This is a genomic window from Curtobacterium sp. SORGH_AS_0776 (assembly GCF_031453355.1).
In the GTDB taxonomy this organism is placed as follows: Bacteria; Actinomycetota; Actinomycetes; order Actinomycetales; family Microbacteriaceae; genus Curtobacterium.
Window position 1 is genome coordinate 1,236,644 of sequence record NZ_JAVIYU010000001.1, and the last position, 24,958, is coordinate 1,261,601.

Genomic DNA, 24,958 nt, shown 5'->3' on the forward strand with positions numbered 1-24,958 from the left:
AGTTACGATGGGTGCACGACGGACTTCCGCCGCACGCGTCGACGGTGACTCGGAGACGGCGACCAGATCCAGATTCAAGGAGTCATGATGCTCGGAAACCTCGGTGGCGTACACCTGCTGATCATCCTCGGGATCGTCATCCTGCTGTTCGGTGCGACCAAGCTCCCGGCACTCGCCAAGGGCCTCGGGCAGTCGATCAACATCTTCAAGAAGGAGATGGGCGACGACGAGAAGAAGGCCAAGGGCACCGACCCCGGCGTGCAGGCCACGACCGTGACGAACACCGCGGCCGAGCCGGCTCCGCAGCCGGTCGTCAACCCCGGCCCGTCGGTCCAGCCGAACTCGGACTCCAGGAACTAGGACCCCAGCCCCGTCCTGTCGGCAGCCCCCGCGACCCCATCGGTCGCGGGGGCTTCGTCGTGTCCGGCGAGTTGTCCACAGGTCCTCCGAGGGGCAGGCGGGACCGCGCGCGGTGGCGGAGGATGGGCACATGACGACCCCAGCCCCGTCGGCCACGGCCCCGCTCCGCGACGACCGCCGTGTCGTGCTCGTCGTCGCGATCCTGTCGTCCTTCGTCGTGGGACTCGACTCGAGCGTCGTGAACGTGGCGCTCCCCGCCATCCGCGACGAACTCGGCGGGGGACTGGTCGTGCAGCAGTGGACGGTGGACGCGTACCTCGTGACGCTCGGTTCGCTCATCCTCGTGGCCGGCAGTCTGTCCGACCTGTTCGGCCGCGTCCGCATCATCACGTGTGGCCTCGTGGTCTTCGGGATCGCCTCGATCGTGTGCGCGATCGCCCCCACGGGCGAGGTCCTCATCGTCGCCCGGGCGCTGCAGGGCGTCGGTGGTGCGCTCGTGACCCCGAGTGCCCTCGCGCTCATCGTGGCGGCGTTCCGCGGTGCGGCCCAGGCGAAGGCGATCGGCACGTGGACGGCGTGGTCGAGCGCGGCGACGATCCTCGGGCCGGTCGTCGGCGGCCTCGTCGTGGACGGCGTCGGCTGGCGGTGGATCTTCGTGCTGACGGCCGTGCCGATCGCGGTGACGATCCCGCTCGTGTCACGGATCTCGGCGGACGTCCGGGTGGGGCCGCGGGCGCACGTGGACGTGGTCGGCGCCGTGCTGGCGGTCGTGGGCGTCGGCGGTGTCGTCCTCGGGTTGATCGAGCAGGAGCGCCTCGGGTGGGGCGCGCCGGTCGTCCTCGCCGCGCTGGTGCTCGGCGGGGCCGCGCTCGTGGCGTTCGTGCCGTGGGAGCTCCGCGTCACCCGCAGGCACGGTGCACCCCTGGTCCCGCTCGAGCTCTTCCGTGCGCGGAACTTCACCGTCGGCAACCTCGCGACGCTGTCGATCTACGGGGCCCTCGGGATGGTGTTCTTCGTCGTGACGCTGTTCCTGCAAGAGGTCTGGCGGTTCCCGGCCTGGCTCGCCGGCCTCGCGACGCTGCCCCCGACCGTGATGCTCCTGCTCCTCTCCACCACGGTCGGGTCGCTGGCCGACCGCTGGGGTCCGCGGTGGTTCATGGCCGCCGGTCCTGCGATCGCCGCGGTCGGGGCGCTCCTGCTGCTCTTCGCCGGTGACGAGCCGATCGGATACTGGTGGTCGGTGCTCCCCGGTCTGGTGCTCTTCGGAGCGGGGATCGCGTTGATGGTGACGCCGCTGACGAGTGCGGTCCTCGGGTCGGTCCCGCAGTCGGAGGCGGGTGCGGGCTCGGCCGTCAACAACGCGATCGCGCGGATCGCCGGGCTCGTCATGGTCGCGCTCGCCGGGATCGTCCTCGGCGGTGCCGTGAGCGTCGAGGGACTGCACCGCGCGATGGTCGTGATGGCGCTGCTGCTCCTCGCCGGCGCACTCGTGAGTGCCGTCGGCATCCGGAACCCGCGGCGGGAATCTCCCGCTGCGAACGCAAGTTGAGTGGAGTAGACTCAACTACAGGACCACCGCAACGAAAGGACGGAACGCATGGCGAACCTCCAGGGCGCTCCCGACTCGCAAGAGCGACAGAAGACCGCCCTCGAGCAGTACGGCGTCGACCTCACGGCGATCGCCCGCAACGGCAAGCTCGACCCGGTGATCGGGCGGGACGCCGAAATCCGACGCGTCTCCCAGGTGCTGACGCGTCGCACCAAGAACAACCCCGCGCTCATCGGGGAACCCGGCGTCGGCAAGACGGCCGTCGTCGAAGGACTCGCCCAGCGGATCGTCGCGGGTGACGTCGCCGACTCCCTTAAGGACAAGCGGCTCGTGTCGCTCGACATGTCCGCCCTCATCGCCGGCGCGAAGTACCGCGGCGAGTTCGAGGAGCGGCTCAAGGCCGTGCTCAAGGAGATCAACGACTCCGACGGGCAGGTCATCACGTTCATCGACGAGCTGCACACGCTCATGGGCGCCGGTGGGGGCGAAGGCTCCGTGGCCGCGTCGAACATGCTCAAGCCGATGCTCGCGCGCGGAGAGCTCCGACTCATCGGCGCGACGACGCTCGACGAGTACCGCGAGTACATCGAGAAGGACGCCGCCCTCGAACGGCGCTTCCAGCAGGTCTTCGTGGGGGAGCCCAGCGTCGAGGACACCGTGGCGATCCTCCGCGGCCTGAAGGAGCGCTACGAGGCGCACCACAAGGTCACGATCAACGACTCAGCGCTCGTGGCCGCGTCGAGCCTGTCGAACCGGTACATCTCCGGTCGGCAGCTGCCCGACAAGGCGATCGACCTCATCGACGAAGCCGCGAGCCGGCTCCGGATGGAGATCGACTCGAGCCCGGTCGAGATCGACGAGCTCAAGCGCACCGTGGACCGGTTGCGCGTCGAGGAGTTCGCGCTGAAGCAGGAGAAGGACGACGCGTCGAAGGCCCGGCTGGAGACGCTGCGGGCCGAGCTCGCGAGCCGCGAGACCCTGCTCGGCGAACTCGAGCAGCGGTGGCAGGCCGAACGCGCCAGCCTCAACCGCATCGGTGAACTCAAGCAGCAGCTCGACGACCTCAACATGCGCTCCCAGCGGGCACAGCGCGAGGCCGACTACGAACTCGTGTCGCGCATCGAGTACAGCGAGAAGCCCCGGATCGAGGCCGAGCTCGCCGCCGCCGAACAAGCCGAGCAGGCCGACCGGATGGTGAACGACAGCGTCACCGACGAGGACATCGCCGCCGTGATCGCGCAGTGGACGGGCATCCCCCTCGGGCGCCTGCTGCAGGGCGAGACCGAGAAGCTCCTGCACCTCGAGAACGAACTCGGCCGTCGGATCATCGGGCAGCGCTCCGCCGTCTCGACCGTGTCGGAAGCGGTCCGTCGCACCCGCGCGGGCATCTCCGACCCGGACCGTCCGACGGGCTCGTTCCTGTTCCTCGGCCCCACCGGCGTCGGCAAGACCGAGCTGGCCAAGGCGCTCGCCGAGTTCCTGTTCGACGACGAGAAGGCACTCGTCCGGATCGACATGAGCGAGTACGGCGAGAAGCACTCGGTCGCGCGGCTCATCGGCGCCCCGCCCGGGTACGTCGGCTACGAGGCCGGCGGGCAGCTCACCGAGACCGTCCGGCGTCGCCCGTACTCCGTGGTGCTGCTCGACGAGATCGAGAAGGCCCACCCCGAGGTCTTCGACGTGCTCCTGCAGGTCCTCGACGACGGCCGCCTGACCGACGGTCAGGGCCGGACGGTGGACTTCCGGAACACGATCCTCATCCTGACGTCGAACCTCGGGTCGCAGTTCATGACCGACCAGTCGATCACCGACGTGCAGCGCGAGGAGGCTGTCCGCGAGCTCGTCCAGCAGGCCTTCCGGCCCGAGTTCATCAACCGACTCGACGACATCGTCGTGTTCCAGGCGCTCACGCAAGAGGACCTCGGCCAGATCGTGTCGCTCTACGTCGACCGGCTCGCACGCCGGCTGACCGACCGCCGACTGGAGCTGGCCGTCACCCCGGACGCCCGTGCCTGGCTCGCCGAGCGCGGGTACGACCCGGTGTACGGAGCGCGTCCGCTCCGCCGGCTCATGCAGCGGCAGATCGACGACCGGTTGGCGCGGGCGATCCTCGCCGGTGACGTGCGTGACGGGGACACCGTCCGCGTCGACGTCGCCGCAGGCGGCGACGAGCTGACGGTGGAGCCGTTCGAACTCGCGGAGATCGTCGAGGAGTAGGCGGCGCACTGGACGTGACGACCTGGAGGGGCGGTGCCGGTTCCTGGGACCGGCACCGCGCCTCCAGGCCTACGGTCCAGGGCATGCCTGAGATCCGAGCGTTCCGTCGCCTCACCGACGCCGTCGAGCACGCGAGCGTGCTCGACAAGGCCGTCGACATCGATCGTTCCGTGGTGAACGCCCTCGCGAAGCCGAAGGCACTGCGCCAGCTGCTCCACGGCGTGCCGTTCGGGCACCCGCTGCACCCGCTCATGGTGCAGGTGCCGCTCGGTGCGTGGATCTCGGCGGCGGTGCTCGACCTGATCGGCGGGAAGGGGAACGCGCGGGCGGCGAAGACCCTCGTCGGTGTGGGGCTGGTGTCGTCGGGCAGCGCCTCGGTGGCCGGCTACGTCGACTGGTCGGAGCTCGATCGTGCGCAACTCCGCACCGGTTGGGTGCACCAGGCCGTGAACTGGGTGGGCATCTCGCTGTACGGGCTGTCGTGGATGCAACGGAAGTCCGGGAACCACGGGGCAGGCAAGCTCCTCGGGTTCGCGGGGCTCGCGGTCGTCGGCGTCGGCGGGTACCTCGGTGGGCACCTGGCCTACCGGCAGCGTGCGGGTGTGAGCCAGCACGGCGAGGTGCCGTTCGACGCCTGAGCGTGGGTGCTGATCATGCCTGGTCATGACCAGTTCGTCAAGCGCCGTCGATCATCCGTTCCACATCCGTGATCCCCCGGAAACATGCGGATCGCGATTGTCCACAGCCTGCCGATTCGTGGTTGACATCCCCGCGTGATGGGTCTTTACTCACCATTACGCAACGTCCTTTCATAAAGGTCGGACCAAGGGAGTCAACGTGACACGCACGCGTTTCGCCGCACTCGGTGCGCTCGCCCTCGCAGGCGCGCTCGCCCTCACCGGGTGCTCCGCCGGAAGCAACGGAGCTTCCGACGGCGGCACGAAGTCCATCGGCACACCCGATGGCAAGGGCAAGACCCTCACCGTCTGGATCATGAACGGCGACCTCAGCCCGAAGATCCTCGACGTCGCCGAGAAGCAGTTCACCAAGGCCACCGGTGCCAAGGTGAAGCTGCAGCTCCAGCAGTGGGACGGCATCACCACGAAGCTCACCACGGCCCTCGCGCAGAAGGACGCGCCGGACGTGGTCGACCTCGGCAACACGCAGGTGCCGGTGTACGCGGCGACGGGTGGCCTGATGGACCTCTCGCCGTACAAGGACGAGCTGGCCGACGGGCAGACGTGGCTCTCCGGGCTCGAGGGCCCGGCGACCGTGGACGGCAAGCTGTACGGCGCCCCGCTCTTCGCCGGCAACCGCGCGGTGATCTACAACAAGAAGATGTGGGCGGACGCCGGGGTGACCGACGTCCCGAAGTCCTACGACGAGCTCACGGCCGACCTCGACAAGGTCAAGGCGAAGAACCCGCAGGCGGACTTCTCGGCGTTCTACATGCCGGGGCAGTACTGGTACGGCGGGCTGCAGTGGGTGTGGGACGCCGGTGGGCAGATCGCCACCGAGAAGGACGGCAAGTGGAAGGGCGCGATCGACTCCGCCGACGCCGTGAAGGGCCTCACCGCGTGGAAGGACTTCCAGAACTCGTACTCGGCGAAGTCCACGCAGGACATCAACACCGACAAGCCGGCTGAGTCCGACGTCTTCGCGCAGGGCAACACCTCGGCGATCCTCGGGTCCGCGTGGGAGATCGGTTCGATCACCACGGCGAAGCCCGAGCTCAAGGACCAGATCGGCACGTTCGCGATGCCGTCGAGCACGGCGGGCAAGACGCAGCCGGTGTTCCTCGGTGGCTCGGACCTCGGCATCCCGTCGAAGTCCGCCAACCAGGACCTCGCGCTGTACTACACGAAGATCCTGACCTCGAAGAAGTTCCAGCAGGACCAGGTGTTCGGGGTCGACGGCTGGGAGCCGAACTCCACGCAGCTGCTCGACGCGGTCGCCGGTGACGTGGACGAGCTCCACAAGCCGTACTTCGAGGCGGCTTCCACGAGCCGTCCGACGCCGGCGACCCCGGGCTGGGCGACGATCGAGGGCGACTCGACGTTCCAGACGATGTTCGCGGACGTCGCCACCGGTCGGAAGACGCCGAAGCAGGCAGCCGAGGGCTTCTCGGAGCACCTCACGACCGCGCTCAACGCGCAGCAGTAGTTCGATGACCTCCACTGCGGAGCGGGTCCCCGGTTCGGCGCAGGCCGAGCCGGGGACCCGGCGTGGGTCGACGGGGCGTCGCGGTCCCACCGGGCCGGGCGGTCGCGCAGGGCGTCGATCGCTCACCTCGTCACGAGCGCCGCTGGTCCTGCTCGCACCGGCTGCGCTGCTGCTCCTCGCGCTCGTCGTCTACCCGCTCGTCCGCCTGGTGGTCATCTCCTTCCAGGACTACGGGCTGCGGGCGATCTTCACCGGGCAGGCCGGGTTCGCCGGCTTCACGAACTACACGAACGTCCTCACCGACGCCAGCTTCTGGCCGGTCATGCTGCGCACCGTGCTCGTCACCGGCGCGATGGTGATCGGGACCATCGGCATCGGCATGGCGGTGTCCCAGCTGTTGACCCGGCTCGGTGTCGTCATGCGCACGGTCGTGAGCGTCGTGCTCGTGCTGGCGTGGGCGATGCCGAACGTCGCGTCGAGCCTGGTCTGGCAGTGGCTCTTCCAGCCCTTCTACGGCGTGCTCAACTGGCTCATCACCCAGCTCGGGGTGTTCGGCGACCACACGCAGGACAACTGGGCGTCGAGTCCCGGGCAGGCACTGACGATCGTGCTCTCGCTCGTGATCTGGCAGGCGGTGCCGTTCGTCGCGCTGACGCTGTACGCCGCGCAGTCCCAGATCGCGCCCGAGTACTACGAGGCCGGGGCGCTCGACGGGGCATCCGCGTGGGCGATGTACCGCTCGATCACCCTGCCGGCGCTCGTGCCGACGCTGCTGCTCGTGACGATCCTCTCGGTGATCTGGGACTTCAACGTCTTCAACCAGATCTGGCTGCTCACCAAGGGCGGGCCCGAGGACACCACGCTCACCCTCGGCATCTGGACGTTCGTGAAGTCCTTCGTGTCGAACGCGTACGGGCAGGGCGCGGCGATCGCCGTCATCTCGACGCTGATCCTCGGGGCGCTCACCAGCTACTACATCCGCCGGCTGGTCCGGAGCGGGGAGGAAGACCTGTGACGACGACGACCACCCCCGGTGTCACCGGGGCGACCGCTTCCGAGGCGCAACCCGACGTGACGGGGGCAGGCCGCGCCTCCCGGCCCGGTCCGATCGCGCCGGTGCGTGCGCGCCGACGCAAGCCACGGGTCGTGGCGAACACGATCGCGGTGGTCTTCTGCCTGGTCTGGGTGTTCCCGATCTACTGGATGGTGAACACGGCGTTCAAGCCGTCGGACGAGGTGACGACCCTCACGCCGATCTGGCTGCCGTTGCGGCCGACGCTCGAGAACTTCACGCGGGCGCTGACGCAGGACGGGTTCCTCGTGTACCTGCGGAACTCGGCGATCGTGGTCGTGGCGGCCGTGCTGCTGTCCATCGTCGTCGGGTTCCTGGCGTCGGCGGCGCTGTCGCGCTTCCGGTTCCGTGGGCGGCGGGCGATCCTCGTGGCGATCCTCTTCGTGCAGATGATCCCGTCGGGTGCTCTGCTCATCCCGCTGTTCCTGTCGTTCCAGTCGCTCGGGCTGCTCAACAGCTACATCGGGCTGATCCTCGCCTACGTCGCGAGCGTGCTGCCGTTCTCGATCTGGGTCATGCGCGGGTTCTTCGTCGCGGTGCCGGTCGAGATCGAGGAAGCCGCGAAGGTCGACGGCGCGGGGACGTTCCGGATCCTGTGGAGCGTGCTGTTCCCGCTGGTGATGCCGGGGGTCATCGCCACGAGTGTGTTCGCGTTCATCGCTGCGTGGAACGACTACCTGACGGCGTACGTGATGCTCAAGGACCAGGGGATGTACACGCTGCCGGTGTGGCTCGCGGGGTTCTCGACGAACAAGGGAACGGACTTCGGCGGGCTCATGGCGGCGAGTGTGCTGTTCTCGATCCCGGTGGTGGTGTTCTTCCTCATCGTGCAGCGGCGGCTCGTGAGCGGGATGACCGCGGGAGCCGTCAAGGGCTGACGCGCTCGACGTCCGGGACGACCGCGCCCCGACCTGCTCCGGCGGGTCGGGGCGTCGTCGTGTCCGGGGTGTGTGTCGGGCGCGCGGGTGGGGCGGTGCCGAGGTCGCACGACCTGCCGTCTGCGTTCCGCCGAGGTCGCACGACGTGCCGTTCGGGGAGCGTGCGGGCGGCAGTTCGTGCGACCTCGGCCGTGGGTGAGACCGGCCTGGGCGGGCCGCGGGACCGGGCGGGCGGGACCGGGCGGACCGGGCGGAGGCGGTCCCGCCGACCTGCGGCCGTGTTGGTTCCGGCACGGAACGGTTGCGTTTGTGTGGCATCCGGACGTACTCTTCTCGAAACCCACGGGAACGAAGGAGTTCGGGCATGTACGCAACCGAGCGGCACGACGCGATCGCAGCAGCGTTGCAGGACGCCGGCCGCGTGTCCGTGGCCGACCTCGCCGAGCACTTCGACGTCACGACCGAGACCGTCCGACGTGACCTCGACGCCCTCGAGTCCGCCGGCCTCCTGCGCCGCGTGCACGGGGGAGCGGTCCCGGTCGGACGATCGAGCGTCGTCGAGCTCACCGTCGCCGAGCGCGAGGGGCAGCACAACTCCGCCAAGTCCGCCATCGCCCGGGCCGCGATGCGACTGGTCCCGCCGACCTTCACCGGCTCGATCGCCCTCGACGCCGGCACCACCTGCGCCGCGGTCGCCGCCGAGCTCGCCCGGTGGGAACCCGCGACGGCCGGGGCGACCCTCACGGTCATCACGAACTCGGTCCCGATCGCCGCGACCCTGCAGCACAGCGAGCACGTCGAACTGCACCTGCTCGGCGGCCGTGTCCGCGGGGTGACGAGCGCCGCCGTCGGGACGGCCACGGTCGAGCAGATCGGCGCGCTGCGTCCGGACATCGCCTTCGTCGGGACGAACGGCCTGTCCGCGGGCTTCGGCCTGAGCACGCCGGACGAGTACGAGGCGGCGGTGAAGGGGGCGTACGTCCTCGCGGCCCGGCGCAGCGTGGTGCTCGCGGACGCGGCGAAGCACGGGGTCGAGGCGCTCATGCGGTTCGCCCGGCTCGACGAGATCGACACGATCGTCACCGACGAGGAGCCGCCGGCCGACCTCGCCGGAGCGCTCGCCGAAGCCGACGTCGAGGTGGTCGTCGCATGACCACGAACACGAACACGACACGCAGCACCACGAGCACCCGCATCGTCACCGTCACCCCGAACCCGAGCCTCGACCGCACGATCGAGCTCGCCGGTGAACTCCAGCGCGGCGCCGTCCAGCGCGCCACCCGCTCCACGGCCGAGCCCGGCGGCAAGGGCGTCAACGTCTCCCGGGTCGTCGTCGCGAGCGGCGGCGACACCGTGGCGGTCCTGCCCGGCGACGAACTCGACCCGGTGCTGCTCGGCCTCGCGACGCGCGGGATCCCGACCGCGGCACTCCCGATCGGTGCGCCGCTCCGCTCGAACGTCACGGTGACCGAGCCGACCGGCACGACGACGAAGCTCAACGAGCCCGGTCCGTCGCTCGCGGGTCGCCTCGAGGACCTCGCGGCCCTCGTCGCGGACACCGCCGGTGCCACCGCGACCGGACCGGTCGCACGCTGGGTGGTCCTCGCCGGCTCCCTGCCCCCCGGGCTGCCGGACGACGCCCTCGCGGTCCTCGTCCGAGCCGTCCGGCAGCGCCACGGCGACGACGTCCGGATCGCGGTCGACTCCTCGGGCGTCCCCTTCACCGCGCTGCTGCAGTCCGGCGAGCGGATCGACCTCGTGAAGCCGAACGCCGAGGAGCTCGCCGAGGTCGTCGGCGGCGACCCGGACGAGTTCGAGCGGGACGTCGACGCGGCAGCGACCGCGGCGCAGCGCCTCCGTGACAAGAACGTCGGCACCGTGCTCCTGACGCTCGGCAGCGCCGGAGCCGTCCTCGTGACGGAGGACGGGAGCTACGCGGCCGCAGCACCCCGGATCGTGGCGCGCTCGACCGTCGGCGCGGGGGACTCCTCCCTCGCCGGCTACCTGCTCGCCGAGGTCGCCGGGCAGTCGCCCGAGCAACGCCTCGCCCAGGCCGTCGCCACCGGAGCGGCAGCCGCTGCCCTCCCCGGAAGCGACGTCCCCGCCCTCGACCACACCGACCCGTCGGGCATCGAGGTCCGAGCGCTCGAGCGAGCGCCCGAACCCGCCTGACCCACCCCCGCACACACACTCAACCCCGCAGCACCCGCGCCCCCAGCGCCATTGCAAAGGAGCAACCCATGTCCGTCAACACGAGTCCACGCCTCATCAGCGTCCAGCTCGTCGGTCTCGACGAGGACCTCGGCGCCACCTCGAGCGACGTCATCCGCGTCCTCGCCGACCGCGTCGCCGCGACCGGCCGCGCGGCGGACGGGGCATCCCTCGCCGCTGACGCGATCAAGCGCGAGGCCAGCGTCGGCACCGGCGTCCCCGGTGGCATCGCGATCCCGCACGCCCGGTCCGCGTCGGTCTCCGAGCCGACCCTGGCGATGAGCCGCCTCGCCCGGACGGTGTCGTTCGGCGCCCCGGACGGCGACGCCGACATCGTCTTCATGATCGCCGTGCCCGAAGGGGCCGACAAGGACCACCTCACGGTTCCTCTCGACCCTGGCTCGTGCGCTCATCCGCGAGGACTTCACCGCCGCCCTCCGCGCCGCCGCCACCCCGCAGGAGATCGTGGACCTCGTCGACCGCGAGGTGAGCGGCGAGGTCGCGCAGGCCGGCGTCGGCACCGCGAGCAGCGCCTCCAGTGCGACCGCCACCGGCCAGGAGGCGCGACCCGCCGCCGCCACGCACGCCGCGGACGGCGACGCGGCCGGTTCCACCGCCGGAGCACGCAAGGTGCTCGTCGGCGTCACCGCGTGCCCGACCGGCATCGCGCACACCTACATGGCAGCCGACGCCCTCGTCGCCGCGGCCCAGCGTGCGGGTGCCGAGATGCACGTCGAGACGCAGGGGTCCTCGCAGGTCGAGCCGCTCGACCCGGCCCTCATCGCCCGCGCCGACGCCGTGGTCTTCGCGGTCGACGTGGACGTCCGCGACCGCGGCCGCTTCGCCGGCAAGCCCCTCGTGGCCGGCCCGGTCAAGCGAGGTGTCGACGAGCCGGACAAGATGATCGCCGAGGCCCTCCGAGCCGCCGACGACCCCAACGCCGCACGTGTGCACGGCAACGCCGCCGAGGCCGGCTCGAGCACCGCCAAGGACGAGCACTTCGGGCAGGCGCTCAAGCGCTGGCTGCTCACCGGTGTGAGCTACATGATCCCGTTCGTCGCGGGCGGCGGACTCCTCATCGCGCTCGGCTTCCTGCTCGCCGGCTACGGCATCGCGCTGACCCACGGTGACTCGGGGCAGAACAACGCGGTCTACACGCTGACGAACTACACGCTCCTGAACCTGCCGCCGGAGGGTCTGGCGTACTACCTCGGTGCCGCCGCGTTCCAGATCGGTGGCGTGTCGCTCGGGTTCCTGGTGGCGGCGCTCGCCGGGTACATCGCCTACGCCATGGCCGACCGACCCGGCATCGCGCCCGGCTTCGTCGCCGGTTCGATCGCCGTCTTCATGAACGCCGGGTTCCTCGGTGGCCTGATCGGTGGTCTCATCGCCGGTGCCGCCGCCTACTGGATCGGCCGCATCCCGACCTGGCGTTGGCTGCGTGGTCTGATGCCCGTCGTCATCATCCCGCTGTTCGCGTCGATCATCGCCTCGGGGCTCATGCTGCTCGTGCTCGGCGGGCCCATCGCCTGGCTGATGACCCAGCTGACCGAGTTCCTCAACTCGCTGTCCGGCGCCTCGGCGATCCTGCTCGGCATCATCCTCGGCCTGATGATGGCGTTCGACCTCGGCGGGCCGGTCAACAAGGTGGCGTACGCGTTCGCGGTCGCCGGCCTCGGCGCCGGATCCGCGACGAACGTCGTCCCGTTCGAGATCATGGCGGCCGTGATGGCCGCGGGCATGGTCCCGCCGCTGGCCCTGGCGCTCGCCTCGACCGTGCTCTACCGCAAGGGCTTCACGAAGCCCGAGCGCGAGAACGGCAAGGCCGCGTGGCTGCTCGGTGCCTCGTTCATCTCCGAGGGTGCGATCCCGTTCGCGGCCGCGGACCCGCTGCGCGTCATCCCGGCGTCGATGGTCGGGGCCGCGGTGACGGGTGCGATCTCGATGGCGGCCGGTGTGACCTCGCGGGCGCCGCACGGTGGGATCTTCGTGTTCTTCGCCATCGGCGACGTCGCGATGTTCATCGTCGCGATCCTCGCGGGCACCGTGGTGTCGGCGCTCGTGCTCGTCGGGCTGAAGAAGTGGGTGCGGCGTCGTCCGGTCGACGAGGCCGCCGCGGGCAGCGAGGCCGCGGTCGCGGCCGAGACCGTCGGTCAGCGCGCGCCGGTCGCCGCGTAGCCGACGTCACGACGGACGGGAGGCACGGTGCCAGCTGGCACCGTGCCTCCCGTCCGTCACGGCCCAGTACGCTGGTCGGCGCCCCAGAGACGAACGGATCCGATGCGAACAGCAGCCGCTCCTGACGCGCCGCCGCGCGACGGCTCCCGTGCCGGTCATCGCCCGGAGTGGGTCGCCGCCGCCGGTGTCTTCGTCCTCGCGGTGGTCCTCGCCTGGTCGCGGATGCCGGCAGCGGTGCGCGACGTGCTGTGGGCCGAGGATGGCCGGACGTTCCTCGGCGAGGGGATGCAGTACGGCACGCTCGGGACGCTCACCCGCAGCTACGCGGGGTACCTGCACCAGTACCCGCGGATCGTGGCGGGCATCGTGCAGCACGTGCTGCCGGTCGAGGGCTGGGCGACCGGCATCGCGTTCGGTGCCGTGGTCGGGACGGGCCTCGTCGCGACGGTGGTCTTCGTCTGCACCCGGGACCTGACCGCGCGACTGACGCCGGCCGCCGCGCTCGCCGCCCGGGTGGGGATCGCGCTCGCGGTGGTGCTCGTCCCGATCGCGACGAACGAGGTCCTCGGCAACCTGGCGAACGTGCACGCGTACTTCCTCTGGATGATGCCGTTCGTGCTCCTGTACCGGCCGCGCAGCTGGTGGTCGAGTGTCGCGTTGGCCGCCGTGACCCTGCTCGGCGCCCTGACCGAGACCCAGGCGATCGTGTTCGCGCCGCTGCTCGTCCTCGGGCTGCGGGCTCGTCGGACCTGGCCCGTCACGGCCGCCTTCCTCGTCGGAGCCGGTCTGCAGCTCGCCGTCTGGCTCGGCTCGGACCGGCACCGCGGACAGGTGGGGCGCGCGACGATCGACCTCGCGTCGCTCGTGGACGGGTTCGGGCTGAACGCCGGGATGTCGACCTTCCTCTCGCGGGCCGCGTCTGGCGAGGTCCTCGCGACCGTCGGACCCTGGGCGGGGCTGCTCTTCGTGGTGCCCTTCGTCGTCGCGTTCGTCTGGGTGCTCGTCCGCGGCGACCGCCCGCAGCGGACCCTCGCCGTCGTCCTCGCGCTGTTCGCCGTCGTGCTCTGGTGCGCCGCGGTCGTGCTCAACCCGAAGCCCGCCTACGCCTACGCCGGCATGTCGCCGGAGTTCCTCCGGTACGCGTGGGTGAGTCGGTACGGGATGTTCCCCGCCGCTGCCGGACTCGTGCTCGTCGTCCTGGCGCTCGTGACACCCCGGCGCCGGAGCCGCACGTCGGTCGACGCCGGGGCGGCGGAGCGGGTGTCCACCGATCCGTCGCGACGGTCGCTGCGTCCCCGGCCCACCGCGCGCCGTCCCACACTCGGCGTGGCCCTGCGGTCGACCGTGGCCGTGGCCCTGCTCGTGCTCGTGCTCGTGCAGTTCCGGCCGTGGGGGCCGGTCCTGCGCACCGACGGCCCGCGCTACACCGCCGCCGTGGCAGCCGCCCGCGAGGCCTGCCGGACGCTGCCGGCCGACCGCGCGATCCGGATCCGGAGCGCGCCGCAGACGCAGCAGGACACCCCGGGGCCACCGACGCGGCAGGAGCCCACCTCGTTCTGGAGCCTGTCGATGAGCTGCGCGGTCGTCACCGGGGCGAGGACCTCGGACGTCGGGCACGAGGTCGTGCAGGACCGTCCGGTGCCCACCTTCGGCTGAGCGACCACGCGGAAGGACGACGGACCGCCCCCGCGCGCCTGCTCGGCTACTCGGCGATGTTGGCCGTGACCGCGTCGATGTAGGCCGCACGCTCCTCGCGCGAGTGCGGCCGCCCCGGCACCCCCGGCCGCTGCTCCCAGGGGAACGGCCCGGCGTCGTGCCGGTACTCGATCCCCATCGCCTCGAGCCGAGCGAGGTGCTCGGCGAGCCGCCCCCGGAACTCGGCGACGTCGCGCGGCCCGGCGACGTCGGCCGACCAGAGCGCCTCGGCGAGGGCGGCGACCCGCGGGAAGAGCTGGTAGTCGAGCTTGCGGGCGGTGTCCACGTGCTCGGTCCACATGTTGCCCTGGCCACCGATCACGTGGGCGCGCTCGGCGTCGGTGAGGTCCGCCGGCACCGGGTCGAAGGCGAACACGTCGTCGACGGACAGGACGATCGACACCGGGATGGGCTCGGTCTCGAGGTCGCTCTGCCGGTAGTCGAGGTACACCTGGTCGTCCGGGGCGGAGATCACGTCGTGGCCCCGCTTCGCCGCGGTCCGGGCGCCGGTGAGCCCGCGCCACGAGAGCACGGTCGCGGACTTCGAGAGCGTGCCGCCCTCGAGGATCTCGTCCCACCCGAACGCCCGCCGCCCGTGCGACTCGACGTGGGAGGCGAGCCGGCCGATGATCCACGCCTGCAGCTGCTCCTCGTCGTCGAGGCCGAGTTCGCGGATGCGTTCCTGCGTGCGGGGGTCGTCCTCCCACTGGACCTTGGGGCACTCGTCGCCGCCGACGCCGATGTACTCCGAGGGGAACAGAGCGATGACCTCGTCGAGGACGTCCTGGAAGAAGGCGATCGTGGACTCCTCGGCGTTGAGGACGTCCTCGGCGATGCCCCACTCCGTCCAGACGTCGATCGGCTCGCCCGAGACGCCGAGCGACGGGTAGGCGGCGAGGGCGGCGCGGACGTGCCCGGGCGTCTCGATCTCGGGGACGACGGTGACGAACCGGTCGGCCGCGTAGGCGACGATCTCGCGGATGTCGTCCTGCGTGTAGTAGCCGCCGTGCGGGACGGCCGTCGAACGCCGCCGGGTGCAGCACCCCGTCGGCGTCCGGCACGTGCGCCCCGACCTGCGACTCCTTCCGCCACGAGCCGACCTCGGTCAGGCGCGGGTACTTCCGGATCTCGATGCGCCACCCCTGGTCCTCGGTGAGGTGGAAGTGCAGTCGGTTGAGCCGGTGCGCGGCGAGCTGGTCGATCACCCGCATGACCTCGTGCTTGGTGCGGAAGTGCCGGGCGACGTCGAGCATGACGCCGCGCCAGGCGAACGCCGGGGCGTCCTCGACGGTGACCGCCGGGACCGTCCACGGGCCGGTGCCGACCCGGCCCTTGCGGTAGACGTCGGCCGGCAGCGACTGCAGGAGCGCCTGGACGCCGTAGAAGACGCCCGCCGGACCCCCGCCGGTGATCTCGACCCGGTCGGCCGTGACCCGCAGCCGGAACGACTCGGAGCGGTCACCGGCCGGTCCGGTGGGGAGCGTGTCGTCGTCGGCGACACGGAGTGCGATCACGTCCGTGCGCGCGGTGTCGACCCCGGCCGCGTCGTCGGCGTCGCGCACCGGCAGCCCGGTCGACCCCCGCAGGGTCTGCTGCAGGTACAGTCGGACCGACTCGCTCGCGGCGTCTGCGGCGATGCGGGTCGACGGGGTGATCGCGAAGGCGCCGGCACCCGGTTCGGTGCGGCGCGGCCGTGGGATGAGCATGTCGGAGTCCACCATTCCTCAATGATCTTTCGTAATATGGAGGCTATGGCCGTGGACGAGACCGTGTCAACGCTTCCGAACGGTGTCGTCGGCAGCACACCGGGGATGCTCCGACTCATCAACTCGCGTGCGCTCCTCGCGGAGCTCTTCCGTGACGACGGCTCGCACACCGTCACCGAGCTCGGGCAGACCGTGGGCCTGTCGCGCCCCACGGTCGAGGCAGCGCTGGCCGACCTCGTCGACGAGGGATGGGTCACCGAGGCCGAGGCGATCGCCACGCCGAACAAGGCGGGTCGCCGCGCGAAGCGTTTCCGCGCGGACGCCGGCGCCGGGTCGGTGCTCGGGGTCGACCTCGGGCTGCACGGCATCGTGGGGCTCCGCTCGGACCTCCGCGGTCGGCAGCTCGCCCGGGTCGAGGAGGTCTACACCGACCTCGCATCCGCCGAGCAGGCGTGGGAGAGCGTGCAGGACGTCGTCCGTCGTCTGGTCGAGGGCACCGACCCGACGCGGCTCCTCGCCGCCACCTTCGGGGTCCCGGCCGTCGTGGACCGTTCCGGCGAGATCGACTACACCGTCGCGGTCCCGCAGTGGGTCGAGCGACGGGTCCCCGGCCGGATCGGCGACCTGTTCCCCACGGCCACCACGTTCTTCGACAACGACGCCAAGCTCGCCGCCACCGCCGAGGCGATGTGGGGACGCTTCCGCGGCGTGCAGGACGGCCTGTACCTGGTGATGGGTCGCCAGATCGGCGCGGCCTACCTGGTCGACGGGTCCCTCGCACGCGGTGCGCGCGGGGCGGCAGGCGAGATGGGCGGCCTGGCTTCGACCGGATGGCCCGACGCACCCGCCCGACTGGAGGCGCGGATCGCCCCCGGTACGGACGTCGAGTCCGTCATGGCGTCGGCCGGGCAGGGTGACCCGGACGCCGCCGCGGCCGTGCGGGCGCTCGCCGCGGACGTCGCTCCCGGGGTCGTGCAGCTCATCGCGACGATCGACCCCGAGGTGGTCGTCGTCGGGGGCGAGGTCCTGCCGGCGGCCCCGGTGTTCTGCGAGGCACTGACCGAGATCGTCGCGCCGCAGCTCCGGCACCCCGTCGAGATCGTCCCCTCGACGGTCGGCCGCGACGCCGTGGCCCGCGGCGCCCTCGCCCGTTCCCTGACCCACGTCCGGACGACGCACATGGGACTCGGCTGACGTTCAGTCTGCGTGCCGGGTCCTGACAGGGCACTCAGGCACCATCGGGGGATGACGACTGCCGTGGCTGCGCCTGCCCACACCATGACCGTCGCCGCCGGCGACTCCGCCGCGGACCCCGAGATGGGCGGGTTGTCCGGCCTCGTGCTGCAGCTCATCGACGCCCTGGGGGAGTGGGGCGTCGCGCTGATGCTCTTCGTCGAGACGGTCTTCCCGCCGATCCCGTCCGAGGTGATCCTGCCGTTGGCCGGGTTCCTGGCGGGTGCCGGCCGGATGAACCTCGTGTTGGTCCTCCTGCTCGCGACGCTCGGCTCCTACCTCGGCGCACTGGTGCTGTACTGGCTCGGCGCCGTCATCGGCTTCGAACGGACGACGCGCTGGCTCGGCAAGCTGCCCCTCGTCGACGAGGACGACTTCCGCACGGCGGCGGACTGGTTCCACCGGCACGGCAAGAGCGCGGTCTTCTTCGGCCGGTTCGTGCCGATCGTCCGCAGCCTCATCTCGCTGCCGGCCGGAGCGGACCGGATGCACCTCGGGACGTTCTCGGTGTTCACGATCATCGCGAGCGGGATCTGGAACAGCGCCCTGGTGCTGCTCGGAGCGGCCTTCGGGACCCAGTACGACAAGGTCGAGCAGTACACCGAGTGGATCGACCGGGTGCTCTACGTGGCGATCGCCGTCGTCGTGGTGACGTTCGTCGTCCGACGGGTCCGACGCATCCGGGCCGAGCGGAACCAGCGCGCCGAGCACGGCGCAGTGGCCGCCCGAGGCCGTCGTCGCGCCGAGCCCGCCGGCGACTGAGCGCTCACGCCTTCGTCAGCGCCGACTCCTTGTGGGCGGCGCGCTTGCCGGACTTCTCCGACTCGACGATCCAGTACGGGTCGTCGTCGGTCGGCTTGAACGACTGGCCGTCGAACTCGAAGTCCGAGACCCGCTTCTGCACGAGCGTGCCGGTCGTCTTCCCCTGCGACGTGTTCCAGTGCACGGTGTCGCCCTTCGACAGCGCCATGGTGTCCTCCTTGCGTGATCGCTCACCTGTTCGGACGTCGGACTGTACCCCGATGCATCCGCATGAACACAGGGAAGTAGGCCGATCACGATGTCATAACGTCCGCGCGGATCACTACTCGGACGCGTACCGTAGTGGATGAGCCACCACGTCGGCAACTGCCGCGGAACACCGGGCTCTGAACGGAACGACATCAGCCATGGCCCTGCTGAACGACACACGGTCGGACACGGTCCTCTCGGGCCGCTACCGACTCGTGAAGCTCATCGGCACGGGCGGCATGGGTTCCGTCTACGAAGCACGTGACGAGCACACCTACCGTGCCGTCGCCGTGAAGCTCTTCGCCACGCCCGAGTCGATGACCACGGCCGACCGGGTCCGCCAAGAGCGCGAGATCCGGCTGCTCAGCATGCTGTCGCACCCGGGGCTCATCCCGCTGTACGACGCCGGCACCCACGACTTCGAGGACGGTCCGCACCGGTACATCGTGATGGAGCTGATCGCGGACACGACGCTCCTGCGCCGGCTCGCCGGGGGCGCCCTGCACAACTACGAGGTGGCCGACCTCGGCGCCCAGCTGGCCGACGCGCTGGCGTACGTGCACTCGCGCGGCATCGTCCACCGCGACGTCAAGCCGGCGAACATCCTCATCAGCGACGAGGGATCGTCGGGCTTCGCGCGCACCGTGAAGCTCACCGACTTCGGCGTCGCCCACTTCGTCGACGGCTCGCGCCTGACGAACGACGGCACGATCATCGGCACGGCCGCGTACCTCAGCCCCGAGCAGGTCGCCGGGGAGCCGATCGGCTTCGCCACCGACGTCTACTCGCTCGGACTGGTGCTGCTCGAGGCCCTGACCGGCAAGCAGGAGTACTCCGGCACCCTCATCGAGGCGGCACTCGCACGGCTCCGCCACGACCCCGAGATCCCGGACGGCATCGCGCCGGAGTGGCGGGACCTCCTCGCGAAGATGACCGCGCGCGACCCCGACCGCCGCCCGACCGCGGTGGCGATCGCGAACGCCCTGCGCGGTGGTTCGGCCCAGATAACCGGCCCGGTGCCGCTGGGGCCGCAGCGCGTGAAGCACAAGCGCGACCACCGCCTGCACCGCGCCGCGCACCGGCACGCCCGGCGCGGGACGTTCGTCACCGTGCGGCGCTGGCGCCGGCGGAACGTGCTCGTCGGGTCGTTCGCGGCCTTCGGCGTCCTGGTCGCCTGCGCGGCGTCGTACATCGCCGGCACCCTGCACTAGCCCGCTCGCACGGCCGCTGCGCACCCCGTACCGGCGGCCGCTCCGCACCTCCGGGGTCCCTGGCAGGATGGACGGCATGACCGACCAGCGATGGATCAAGATCTGCGGCCTGTCGACCCCTGCGACCGTGGACGCCGCCATCGACGCCGGTGCGGACGCGGTCGGGTTCGTCTTCGCCGCCGGCAGCCCGCGCACCGTGACAGCGGACCTCGCGAAGGAGCTCGTCGAGCGGGTGCCGGATGGCATCGACGCGGTCGGGGTCTTCCGTGACCAGGAGATCGACGAGGTCGTGGGCATCGCGTCGGCAGTGGGGCTCACCACGTTGCAGCTGCACGGCGGCGAGTCGGCCACGGACTTCGCGCGCGCCCGTGACGCCGGGTTCTTCACGATCCGGGCGGTCGCGGCCGAGGACTACCTGGCCGAGACGCCGGAACAGCGCGCGTCGTACGACCACGACCTGCTCCTGCTCGACGCCGCGGTGCCGGGCAGCGGGCGGCTCATCGACCCCGCCTCGATCACGGGGAAGGTCGACGAGGCGTGGATCCTCGCGGGCGGGCTGACGCCGGCCAACGTGGTCGCGGCGATCGAGTCGCTCGACCCGGACGGCGTGGACGTGTCGAGCGGTGTCGAGTCCGAACGCGGCGTGAAGGACGAGGCGAAGATCCGGGCGTTCGTCGAGGCGGTCCGCAGCATCCCCTGAGTCGTTCGCCGTGCCTCCCGTCCGTCGGCGCGTCAGCGCCCGTACCGCCGGCGCTCGTTCCGTCAGCGCAGGGTGGGGATCAGCTCCGTGAGGAACGCATCGGTGTCCTCCCAGCCCTCGACCGCGTGGCAGGGGACGCCGAGGGCCTTCACCGGGTAGTCGTTGCCCTCGGGGTCGAGGCGGTCGCCGACGAACAGCATGTCGTCGAGCGCGACGCTCGTGATCTCGGCCAGGCGCTGCATGCCGTACGCCTTGTCGATGCCCTTGCGGGTGATGTCGACGCTCGTCGAGCCACCGGAACGGACCTCGAGGTCGGGCAGCTCGGCCTGGACGCGCCGACGGAGCTCGTCCTTCTTCGCGCCCGTCGGGTCCCACTGCTTCTTCACGTCCACCGGAGCGGACTGGCCGAGCGCGGAGAACGTGATCTGGGACCCGCGGTCCTCGAGGATGGGGCCCCACGTCTCGGACTCCCAGAACCCGGCGGCCTTTGCCTCGGCCTCGACCGCGGCCAGGGCGCGCGCCTTCTGCTCGTCGGTGAGGTCCTCGGCGTACTGGAGCGCCCAGTCGTCGCCGGTCCACCGGTAGTAGGCGGTGCCGCAGGTCGGCAGGAGGTGCAGGTCGTCGAGCACGAGCCCGTCGCGACGCCGCAGGGGTGCGACCAGCTGCTGCTCGAACTGTTGGAAGTTGCCGCCGGAGATCACCGCGACCGGCACGACCTCGAGCAGGGACGCGAAGGTCTCGAGCATCCGGGGGTCCAGCGCGGACTTCGAGGGGGCGAGGGTGTCGTCCAGGTCGAAGGCGACGAGGCGGGGCGTGGTCATGCCCCGATCCTGCCAGAGGCCCCCGATCACATGCCGGGTGCGATGCCCTGCCCGGACGGCGCTGCGCGATGTCTGCGGTGTCACGCGCGGTGCGTGGCGGGCACCCGGTCGCGGTCGTACGTGATGTCGGTGTAGCCGTGCGGCGCCGGGGAGCCGTCCTCGTCGAGGTTGACGAACACGACCTCGTCGATGGTGAGGATGCTGCGGTGCGTGAAGAGGTTCCGTGCCTCGGCCCGCATCGTCAGCGAGGTGCGGCCGAAGCGGGTGGCGACGAGACCGATCTCGACGATGTCGCCCTCGCGCGCGGACGACACGAACACGATCTCGGACATGTACTTCGTGACGACCTTGCCGTTGCCGAGCTGGATGATCGCGTAGACGGCGGCTTCCTCGTCGATCCAGCGGAGGAGGCTGCCGCCGAACAGGGTGCCGTTGGCGTTGAGGTCCTCCGGACGGACCCACTTGCGGGTGTAGAAGTTCATCTCGGGGCCGGGGGTGTTCGCGTCGTGCTGCATGTCAGTACATGCTACGCCCCGCCGCACACGGCAGCGGCCGCACCCCGGTGAGGATGCGGCCGCGTGCGGTGGCGCAGGACTACTCCTTGACGAGCACGACCTCGTCGAGGGGGAGACGGGTGCGCGGGGCGACCTCGCGCTCGGCGGCCTTGTCGTCGAGCTGCGACGGGTCCGCCACGGTGCCGATCGCGGTGACCGTGTACGGCAGGAACCGCTCCGGCAGGTCGAACGCGGCACGGAGGCCCTCGGCGTCGATGCCCGCCATCTGGTGCACGTGCAGGCCCTCGGCGTGCGCCTGGACGGTCAGGGCCGCGAGGGACTGGCCGAGGTCGTACTGGGCGAAGGGGCGCTCGTCGCCGTCCTCGGTCACGGTCTCGAGCACGCCGACGACCAGGGCGCTGGCGCGGAAGGCCCAGGCGGCGTTGAACCCGAGCAGGTTCTCGTTGATCTTCCGGAACGTCTCGGTGCCACGGCGGCCGGCGATGAAGCGGCGCGGCTGGAAGTTCATGGCCGACGGGGCCCAGCGAGCGGCTTCGAGGAGCGCGTCGTACGCCGCGTCGTCGATCGTCGCGGTCTCGTCGTAGGAACGGGGGCTCCACCGCTCCTCGAGCAACGGGACGAGGGGCTGGCTGGAGTCGGTCGAACGCGTGAGCGTGCTGGAGTTCGTCGAGGTCATGGTGGGCACAACGGTATTCGATGCGTTCGCATTTCCGGCCTGAGCAACGTCACATGGTGCAAGGATGGAGCCGATGGGTGGCGTGTTGACCGGGTTCGCGATCATCGGCGCGATCATCGCCGCCGGGTACGTCGTCGGACGCATCGGACTGCTCGGCCAGCACGCCCAGTTCGTGATGAGCCGGCTCGCGTTCTTCGTGCTCATGCCCTGCCTGCTCTTCCACACGATCGCCACGGCGGACATCCACGTCCTGCTGTCGCCCATGCTGTGGGTGTCCCTGCTCAGCGCGGTCGTGGTGGCCATCGGCGCCGGCGTGGTCTTCCGGGTCGTCCTGCGCCGGCCGCTCGCGACCACGACGGTCGGGGCGCTCGCCGCGAGCTACGTCAACGCGAACAACATCGGGTTGCCGGTCGCCGTGTACGTCCTCGGGCAGGCCACCGCGGTCGTGCCGGTCATCCTGCTGCAGCTCATCGTGCTCGCGCCGATCGCGCTGACGATCCTGGACACCGCGACCTCGGCGGGCGGGAGCTGGTGGCGCCGGGTCTCGGGGCCGTTCCGGAACCCGATCATCATCGCCTCGCTCGTGGGCCTGGTCTTCTCGGCGACGGGCATCGACCTCCCGACGCCCGTGCTCGAGCCGTTCTCGCTCGTCGGGGCGGCCGCCGTACCCGTGGTCCTGCTGTCGTTCGGGATGAGCCTGCACGGGGCGACCCCGCTCCGCGACCCGGCGATCCGGACGGACGTCATCGTGGCGTCGGCGATCAAGCTCGTCGTGATGCCGGCCGTGGCGTTCGTGTTCGCCCGGTTCGTGTTCGGGCTGGGGGACCAGGACGTCTTCGTGCTCACGACCCTCGGGGCGCTGCCGGCAGCGCAGAACGTGTTCAACTACGCGCAGCGGTACGGGGCGGCGGTGCCGGTCGCGCGGGACGTGGTGCTCATCTCGACGATCGGTTCCGTGCCGGTGCTGGTCGCGGTCGCCGCGCTCCTGCACCCGTAGCCGCGTCACGCATCGGGGCGGCGCGTACCGTGGGCGCCACCGAACGGAAGAGGAGGTCCCCGATGGACACCATGGCGATGATGAAGACCATGTCCACGAGCGAGATGCCCGTGGCGATGGACGCTGAGCTCATGCAGGACACGATGATGGCGATGAACGCCGCGTCGATGGCCGCGACGATGTGCTCCGCGAGCGACATGCAGATGGGTGCCGACATGGCCACCTGTGCCGCGATGTGCTCGAACACGGCGATGATGGCCGACACCGGCATGCGGATGATGATGCGTCCGATGGGCATGGACGCCGACAGCATGCGCGCGATGCTCACAGCCTGCGTCGCGATGGGCACGGCGTGTGCCGCCGAGTGCCGCAGCCACGCGGACATGGACGAGTCGTGCCGCTACTGCGCGATGGCGTGCGACGAGATGGTCGCGAAGTGCGAGGCGATGATGGCCTCGATGACCGCCTGACGCGTCACGCGGTGCGCGCGGTGGTCTTCCGACCGCCGGCGCTGAGGATCTCCGCGGCCGGGTGATGGGCGACCGGGTCGCCGACCGACACGAGCGTGTCGGCGTCCGCCACCCGCAGCTGCGTCACGCCGCCGTCGAGGAACGCGACCACCACGTCGGCGGGGCGTGTCTCGACGACGATGCCGTCCCTCCAGGCACGGGGCGTGGCGTCGGCCATGACGCGCTGGATCGGAAGGATCGTCGACGGGGTCGTGCGGGACATGGCTTCACCTGCTCTCGAAGGGGTTCGGTGCAGGCAACGTACGTCGCTGGGTCCGCCCCGCTCAACGAGGGCGGACGCGGGGAGTAACAGAAGGCGTCAGAAGATCATCGGCCGGTCGTCGTCGAGCGAGGTCTCGAGGTCGAGGTCGACCGACACCGGGACGTGGTCGCTCGGCGCGTCGCCCTTGCGCTCGTCGCGGTGGATGCGGGCGTCCGTCACGACGTCCGAGAACGCCTGCGAGCCCATGATGAAGTCGATGCGCATGCCCTCGTTGCGGGGGAAGCGCAGCTGCTTGTAGTCCCAGTAGGTGTAGCCGTCCGGCACGATCGGGCGGACGACGTCCTGCAGGCCCCGCGCCTCGAACTCCCGGAAGGCCGCGCGCTCGGGTTCGGTGACGTGCGTGTGCCCCTCGAAGACCGAGACGTCCCACACGTCGGAGTCGAGCGGCGCCACGTTCCAGTCGCCCATCAGCGCGAGCGGCTGCTCGGGGTGCGCGGTGAGCCACTCCGAGGTGCGGTCGGCCAACTGCCCGAGCCAGTCGAGCTTGTACGTGTAGTGCGGGTCGCCGACCTCGCGCCCGTTCGGCACGTAGAGGCTCCACAGGCGGACGCCGTCGACCGTGACACCGAGGGCGCGGGCCTCCACCGGGAGGTCGGGGCCCTCGTGCCCCTTGAGGAACCCGGGCTGGCCGGGGAAGTCGCGGGTGACGTCCTCGAGCGGGAGGCGGCTGGCGAAGGCCACCCCGTTCCACTGGTTCAGGCCGTGCGCCTCGACCTGGTACCCGGCGGCCTCGAACGCCTCGACCGGGAACTGCTCCGGCTTGCACTTGATCTCCTGCATGCCGAGGACGTCGACGTCCTCGCGCACCAGCCAGTCGACGATCCGACCCACTCGGGTGCGGACGGAGTTCACGTTCCAGGTCGCCACGCGCATGGGTCCGAACGTACCGTGCGCCGGCCCGGCGAAGCTCCGTGCGCCGGCCCGGCGGGCTCCGCGTGCCGGGCCGTGCTCCCGGGCGGAGCACGGCACGATG

General features: G+C 70.9%; 22 protein-coding genes and 3 pseudogenes. 17 read left to right on the forward strand and 8 right to left on the reverse strand.

Annotation, left to right across the window (positions count from 1 at the left end):
• Positions 1–84: 84 nt before the first annotated feature.
• The 11 genes and pseudogenes from tatA (at position 85) to QE359_RS06305 (ending at position 14,284) form a co-directional block, all read left to right on the forward strand.
• A complete protein-coding gene (gene tatA, locus QE359_RS06255; protein WP_309778284.1) occupies positions 85–360 on the forward strand; it encodes a twin-arginine translocase TatA/TatE family subunit in 276 nt (91 codons plus the stop codon).
• A 130-nt stretch (positions 361–490) separates the two neighbouring features.
• A complete protein-coding gene (locus tag QE359_RS06260) occupies positions 491–1,909 on the forward strand; it encodes an MFS transporter (protein WP_309778286.1) in 1,419 nt (472 codons plus the stop codon).
• A 48-nt stretch (positions 1,910–1,957) separates the two neighbouring features.
• Positions 1,958–4,126 (forward strand): AAA family ATPase, encoded by a 2,169-nt coding sequence (locus tag QE359_RS06265; RefSeq protein WP_309778288.1) that lies wholly within the window; start codon positions 1,958–1,960, stop codon positions 4,124–4,126.
• Between the two features lie 83 nt (positions 4,127–4,209).
• Positions 4,210–4,764 (forward strand): DUF2231 domain-containing protein, encoded by a 555-nt coding sequence (locus QE359_RS06270; RefSeq protein WP_309778289.1) that lies wholly within the window; start codon positions 4,210–4,212, stop codon positions 4,762–4,764.
• A 199-nt stretch (positions 4,765–4,963) separates the two neighbouring features.
• Positions 4,964–6,289: a sugar ABC transporter substrate-binding protein gene (locus tag QE359_RS06275; protein ID WP_070417070.1), complete on the forward strand. Its 1,326-nt coding sequence runs from the start codon at positions 4,964–4,966 to the stop codon at positions 6,287–6,289.
• Between the two features lie 4 nt (positions 6,290–6,293).
• The gene (locus QE359_RS06280; RefSeq protein ID WP_083295087.1) at positions 6,294–7,304 is read left to right on the forward strand and encodes a carbohydrate ABC transporter permease; all 1,011 of its coding nucleotides are present in this window, start codon (positions 6,294–6,296) and stop codon (positions 7,302–7,304) included.
• A gap of 131 nt (positions 7,305–7,435) precedes the next feature.
• The gene (locus QE359_RS06285) at positions 7,436–8,239 is read left to right on the forward strand and encodes a carbohydrate ABC transporter permease (RefSeq protein ID WP_254791852.1); all 804 of its coding nucleotides are present in this window, start codon (positions 7,436–7,438) and stop codon (positions 8,237–8,239) included.
• 364 nt (positions 8,240–8,603) lie between these two features.
• Positions 8,604–9,392 (forward strand): DeoR/GlpR family DNA-binding transcription regulator, encoded by a 789-nt coding sequence (locus QE359_RS06290; protein WP_309778292.1) that lies wholly within the window; start codon positions 8,604–8,606, stop codon positions 9,390–9,392.
• Positions 9,389–10,411 (forward strand): hexose kinase, encoded by a 1,023-nt coding sequence (locus QE359_RS06295; RefSeq protein ID WP_309778294.1) that lies wholly within the window; start codon positions 9,389–9,391, stop codon positions 10,409–10,411. Before QE359_RS06290 ends, QE359_RS06295 begins: the two co-directional genes overlap by 4 nt.
• 68 nt (positions 10,412–10,479) lie before the next feature.
• Positions 10,480–12,628 (forward strand): annotated as a pseudogene (locus QE359_RS06300) (fructose-specific PTS transporter subunit EIIC).
• Between the two features lie 102 nt (positions 12,629–12,730).
• Positions 12,731–14,284, forward strand: coding sequence for a hypothetical protein (locus QE359_RS06305; protein WP_309778295.1), 1,554 nt, complete (start codon positions 12,731–12,733; stop codon positions 14,282–14,284).
• Positions 14,285–14,330: 46 nt separating this feature from the next.
• Here the strand turns inward: QE359_RS06305 and QE359_RS06310 are convergent.
• Together QE359_RS06310 and QE359_RS19050 are read right to left on the reverse strand one after the other, a co-directional pair.
• Positions 14,331–15,329: pseudogene (locus QE359_RS06310) on the reverse strand (beta-N-acetylhexosaminidase); the annotation flags it as partial.
• A gap of 76 nt (positions 15,330–15,405) precedes the next feature.
• A pseudogene (locus tag QE359_RS19050) lies at positions 15,406–16,044 on the reverse strand (family 20 glycosylhydrolase); the annotation flags it as partial.
• Positions 16,045–16,080: 36 nt separating this feature from the next.
• Here QE359_RS19050 and QE359_RS06315 point away from each other — a divergent pair.
• Positions 16,081–17,223, forward strand: coding sequence for an ROK family transcriptional regulator (locus QE359_RS06315; RefSeq protein ID WP_309778297.1), 1,143 nt, complete (start codon positions 16,081–16,083; stop codon positions 17,221–17,223).
• Positions 17,224–17,274: 51 nt separating this feature from the next.
• The gene (locus QE359_RS06320) at positions 17,275–18,024 is read left to right on the forward strand and encodes a DedA family protein (RefSeq protein WP_254790685.1); all 750 of its coding nucleotides are present in this window, start codon (positions 17,275–17,277) and stop codon (positions 18,022–18,024) included.
• 4 nt (positions 18,025–18,028) lie between these two features.
• On the opposite strand, the gene QE359_RS06325 is transcribed toward QE359_RS06320, so the two are convergent.
• Positions 18,029–18,232, reverse strand: a complete 204-nt coding sequence (locus tag QE359_RS06325; RefSeq protein ID WP_309778299.1) for a DUF2945 domain-containing protein — start codon at positions 18,230–18,232, stop codon at positions 18,029–18,031.
• Positions 18,233–18,431: 199 nt separating this feature from the next.
• On the opposite strand from QE359_RS06325, the gene QE359_RS06330 reads away from it, so the two are divergent.
• Positions 18,432–19,484 (forward strand): serine/threonine-protein kinase, encoded by a 1,053-nt coding sequence (locus QE359_RS06330; RefSeq protein WP_309778301.1) that lies wholly within the window; start codon positions 18,432–18,434, stop codon positions 19,482–19,484.
• 76 nt (positions 19,485–19,560) lie between these two features.
• Positions 19,561–20,184, forward strand: a complete 624-nt coding sequence (locus QE359_RS06335; RefSeq protein ID WP_070417063.1) for a phosphoribosylanthranilate isomerase — start codon at positions 19,561–19,563, stop codon at positions 20,182–20,184.
• A gap of 62 nt (positions 20,185–20,246) precedes the next feature.
• Here the strand turns inward: QE359_RS06335 and QE359_RS06340 are convergent, their stop codons facing one another.
• The 3 genes from QE359_RS06340 to QE359_RS06350 all read right to left on the reverse strand — a co-directional run bounded on the left by QE359_RS06340 (position 20,247) and on the right by QE359_RS06350 (position 22,196).
• On the reverse strand, positions 20,247–21,005 hold the full coding sequence (locus QE359_RS06340; RefSeq protein WP_071294424.1) for an HAD-IIB family hydrolase: 759 nt from the start codon (positions 21,003–21,005) through the stop codon (positions 20,247–20,249).
• Between the two features lie 80 nt (positions 21,006–21,085).
• The gene (locus QE359_RS06345) at positions 21,086–21,520 is read right to left on the reverse strand and encodes an acyl-CoA thioesterase (protein ID WP_083295084.1); all 435 of its coding nucleotides are present in this window, start codon (positions 21,518–21,520) and stop codon (positions 21,086–21,088) included.
• A gap of 79 nt (positions 21,521–21,599) precedes the next feature.
• On the reverse strand, positions 21,600–22,196 hold the full coding sequence (locus tag QE359_RS06350; RefSeq protein WP_309778304.1) for a nitroreductase family protein: 597 nt from the start codon (positions 22,194–22,196) through the stop codon (positions 21,600–21,602).
• 73 nt (positions 22,197–22,269) lie between these two features.
• Between QE359_RS06350 and QE359_RS06355 the strand changes: the two genes are divergently transcribed.
• Positions 22,270–23,193, forward strand: coding sequence for an AEC family transporter (locus QE359_RS06355; protein ID WP_071294426.1), 924 nt, complete (start codon positions 22,270–22,272; stop codon positions 23,191–23,193).
• A gap of 62 nt (positions 23,194–23,255) precedes the next feature.
• The gene (locus tag QE359_RS06360; RefSeq protein ID WP_071294427.1) at positions 23,256–23,663 is read left to right on the forward strand and encodes an aldehyde dehydrogenase; all 408 of its coding nucleotides are present in this window, start codon (positions 23,256–23,258) and stop codon (positions 23,661–23,663) included.
• 4 nt (positions 23,664–23,667) lie between these two features.
• On the opposite strand, the gene QE359_RS06365 is transcribed toward QE359_RS06360, so the two are convergent.
• Both QE359_RS06365 and QE359_RS06370 read right to left on the reverse strand, forming a co-directional pair.
• On the reverse strand, positions 23,668–23,925 hold the full coding sequence (locus QE359_RS06365) for a hypothetical protein (protein ID WP_070417059.1): 258 nt from the start codon (positions 23,923–23,925) through the stop codon (positions 23,668–23,670).
• Positions 23,926–24,021: 96 nt separating this feature from the next.
• Entirely contained in the window at positions 24,022–24,858 is an 837-nt protein-coding gene (locus tag QE359_RS06370) for an exodeoxyribonuclease III (protein WP_309778307.1), read from the reverse strand.
• Positions 24,859–24,958: the final 100 nt, after the last annotated feature.

What these genes read in the sequence shown, in the direction of transcription:
- QE359_RS06325 (WP_309778299.1), bottom strand. Translation starts at nt 18,232, where the DNA reads ATGGCGCTGTCGAAGGGCGACACCGTGCACTGGAACACGTCGCAGGGG.
- QE359_RS06270 (WP_309778289.1), top strand. Translation starts at nt 4,210, where the DNA reads ATGCCTGAGATCCGAGCGTTCCGTCGCCTCACCGACGCCGTCGAGCAC.
- QE359_RS06295 (WP_309778294.1), top strand. Translation starts at nt 9,389, where the DNA reads ATGACCACGAACACGAACACGACACGCAGCACCACGAGCACCCGCATC.
- QE359_RS06260 (WP_309778286.1), top strand. Translation starts at nt 491, where the DNA reads ATGACGACCCCAGCCCCGTCGGCCACGGCCCCGCTCCGCGACGACCGC.
- QE359_RS06340 (WP_071294424.1), bottom strand. Translation starts at nt 21,005, where the DNA reads ATGACCACGCCCCGCCTCGTCGCCTTCGACCTGGACGACACCCTCGCC.
- QE359_RS06305 (WP_309778295.1), top strand. Translation starts at nt 12,731, where the DNA reads ATGCGAACAGCAGCCGCTCCTGACGCGCCGCCGCGCGACGGCTCCCGT.
- QE359_RS06370 (WP_309778307.1), bottom strand. Translation starts at nt 24,858, where the DNA reads ATGCGCGTGGCGACCTGGAACGTGAACTCCGTCCGCACCCGAGTGGGT.
- QE359_RS06320 (WP_254790685.1), top strand. Translation starts at nt 17,275, where the DNA reads ATGACGACTGCCGTGGCTGCGCCTGCCCACACCATGACCGTCGCCGCC.
- QE359_RS06350 (WP_309778304.1), bottom strand. Translation starts at nt 22,196, where the DNA reads ATGACCTCGACGAACTCCAGCACGCTCACGCGTTCGACCGACTCCAGC.
- QE359_RS06290 (WP_309778292.1), top strand. Translation starts at nt 8,604, where the DNA reads ATGTACGCAACCGAGCGGCACGACGCGATCGCAGCAGCGTTGCAGGAC.
- QE359_RS06345 (WP_083295084.1), bottom strand. Translation starts at nt 21,520, where the DNA reads ATGCAGCACGACGCGAACACCCCCGGCCCCGAGATGAACTTCTACACC.
- QE359_RS06330 (WP_309778301.1), top strand. Translation starts at nt 18,432, where the DNA reads ATGGCCCTGCTGAACGACACACGGTCGGACACGGTCCTCTCGGGCCGC.
- QE359_RS06360 (WP_071294427.1), top strand. Translation starts at nt 23,256, where the DNA reads ATGGACACCATGGCGATGATGAAGACCATGTCCACGAGCGAGATGCCC.
- QE359_RS06280 (WP_083295087.1), top strand. Translation starts at nt 6,294, where the DNA reads ATGACCTCCACTGCGGAGCGGGTCCCCGGTTCGGCGCAGGCCGAGCCG.
- QE359_RS06265 (WP_309778288.1), top strand. Translation starts at nt 1,958, where the DNA reads ATGGCGAACCTCCAGGGCGCTCCCGACTCGCAAGAGCGACAGAAGACC.
- tatA (WP_309778284.1), top strand. Translation starts at nt 85, where the DNA reads ATGATGCTCGGAAACCTCGGTGGCGTACACCTGCTGATCATCCTCGGG.
- QE359_RS06335 (WP_070417063.1), top strand. Translation starts at nt 19,561, where the DNA reads ATGACCGACCAGCGATGGATCAAGATCTGCGGCCTGTCGACCCCTGCG.
- QE359_RS06365 (WP_070417059.1), bottom strand. Translation starts at nt 23,925, where the DNA reads ATGTCCCGCACGACCCCGTCGACGATCCTTCCGATCCAGCGCGTCATG.
- QE359_RS06355 (WP_071294426.1), top strand. Translation starts at nt 22,270, where the DNA reads ATGGGTGGCGTGTTGACCGGGTTCGCGATCATCGGCGCGATCATCGCC.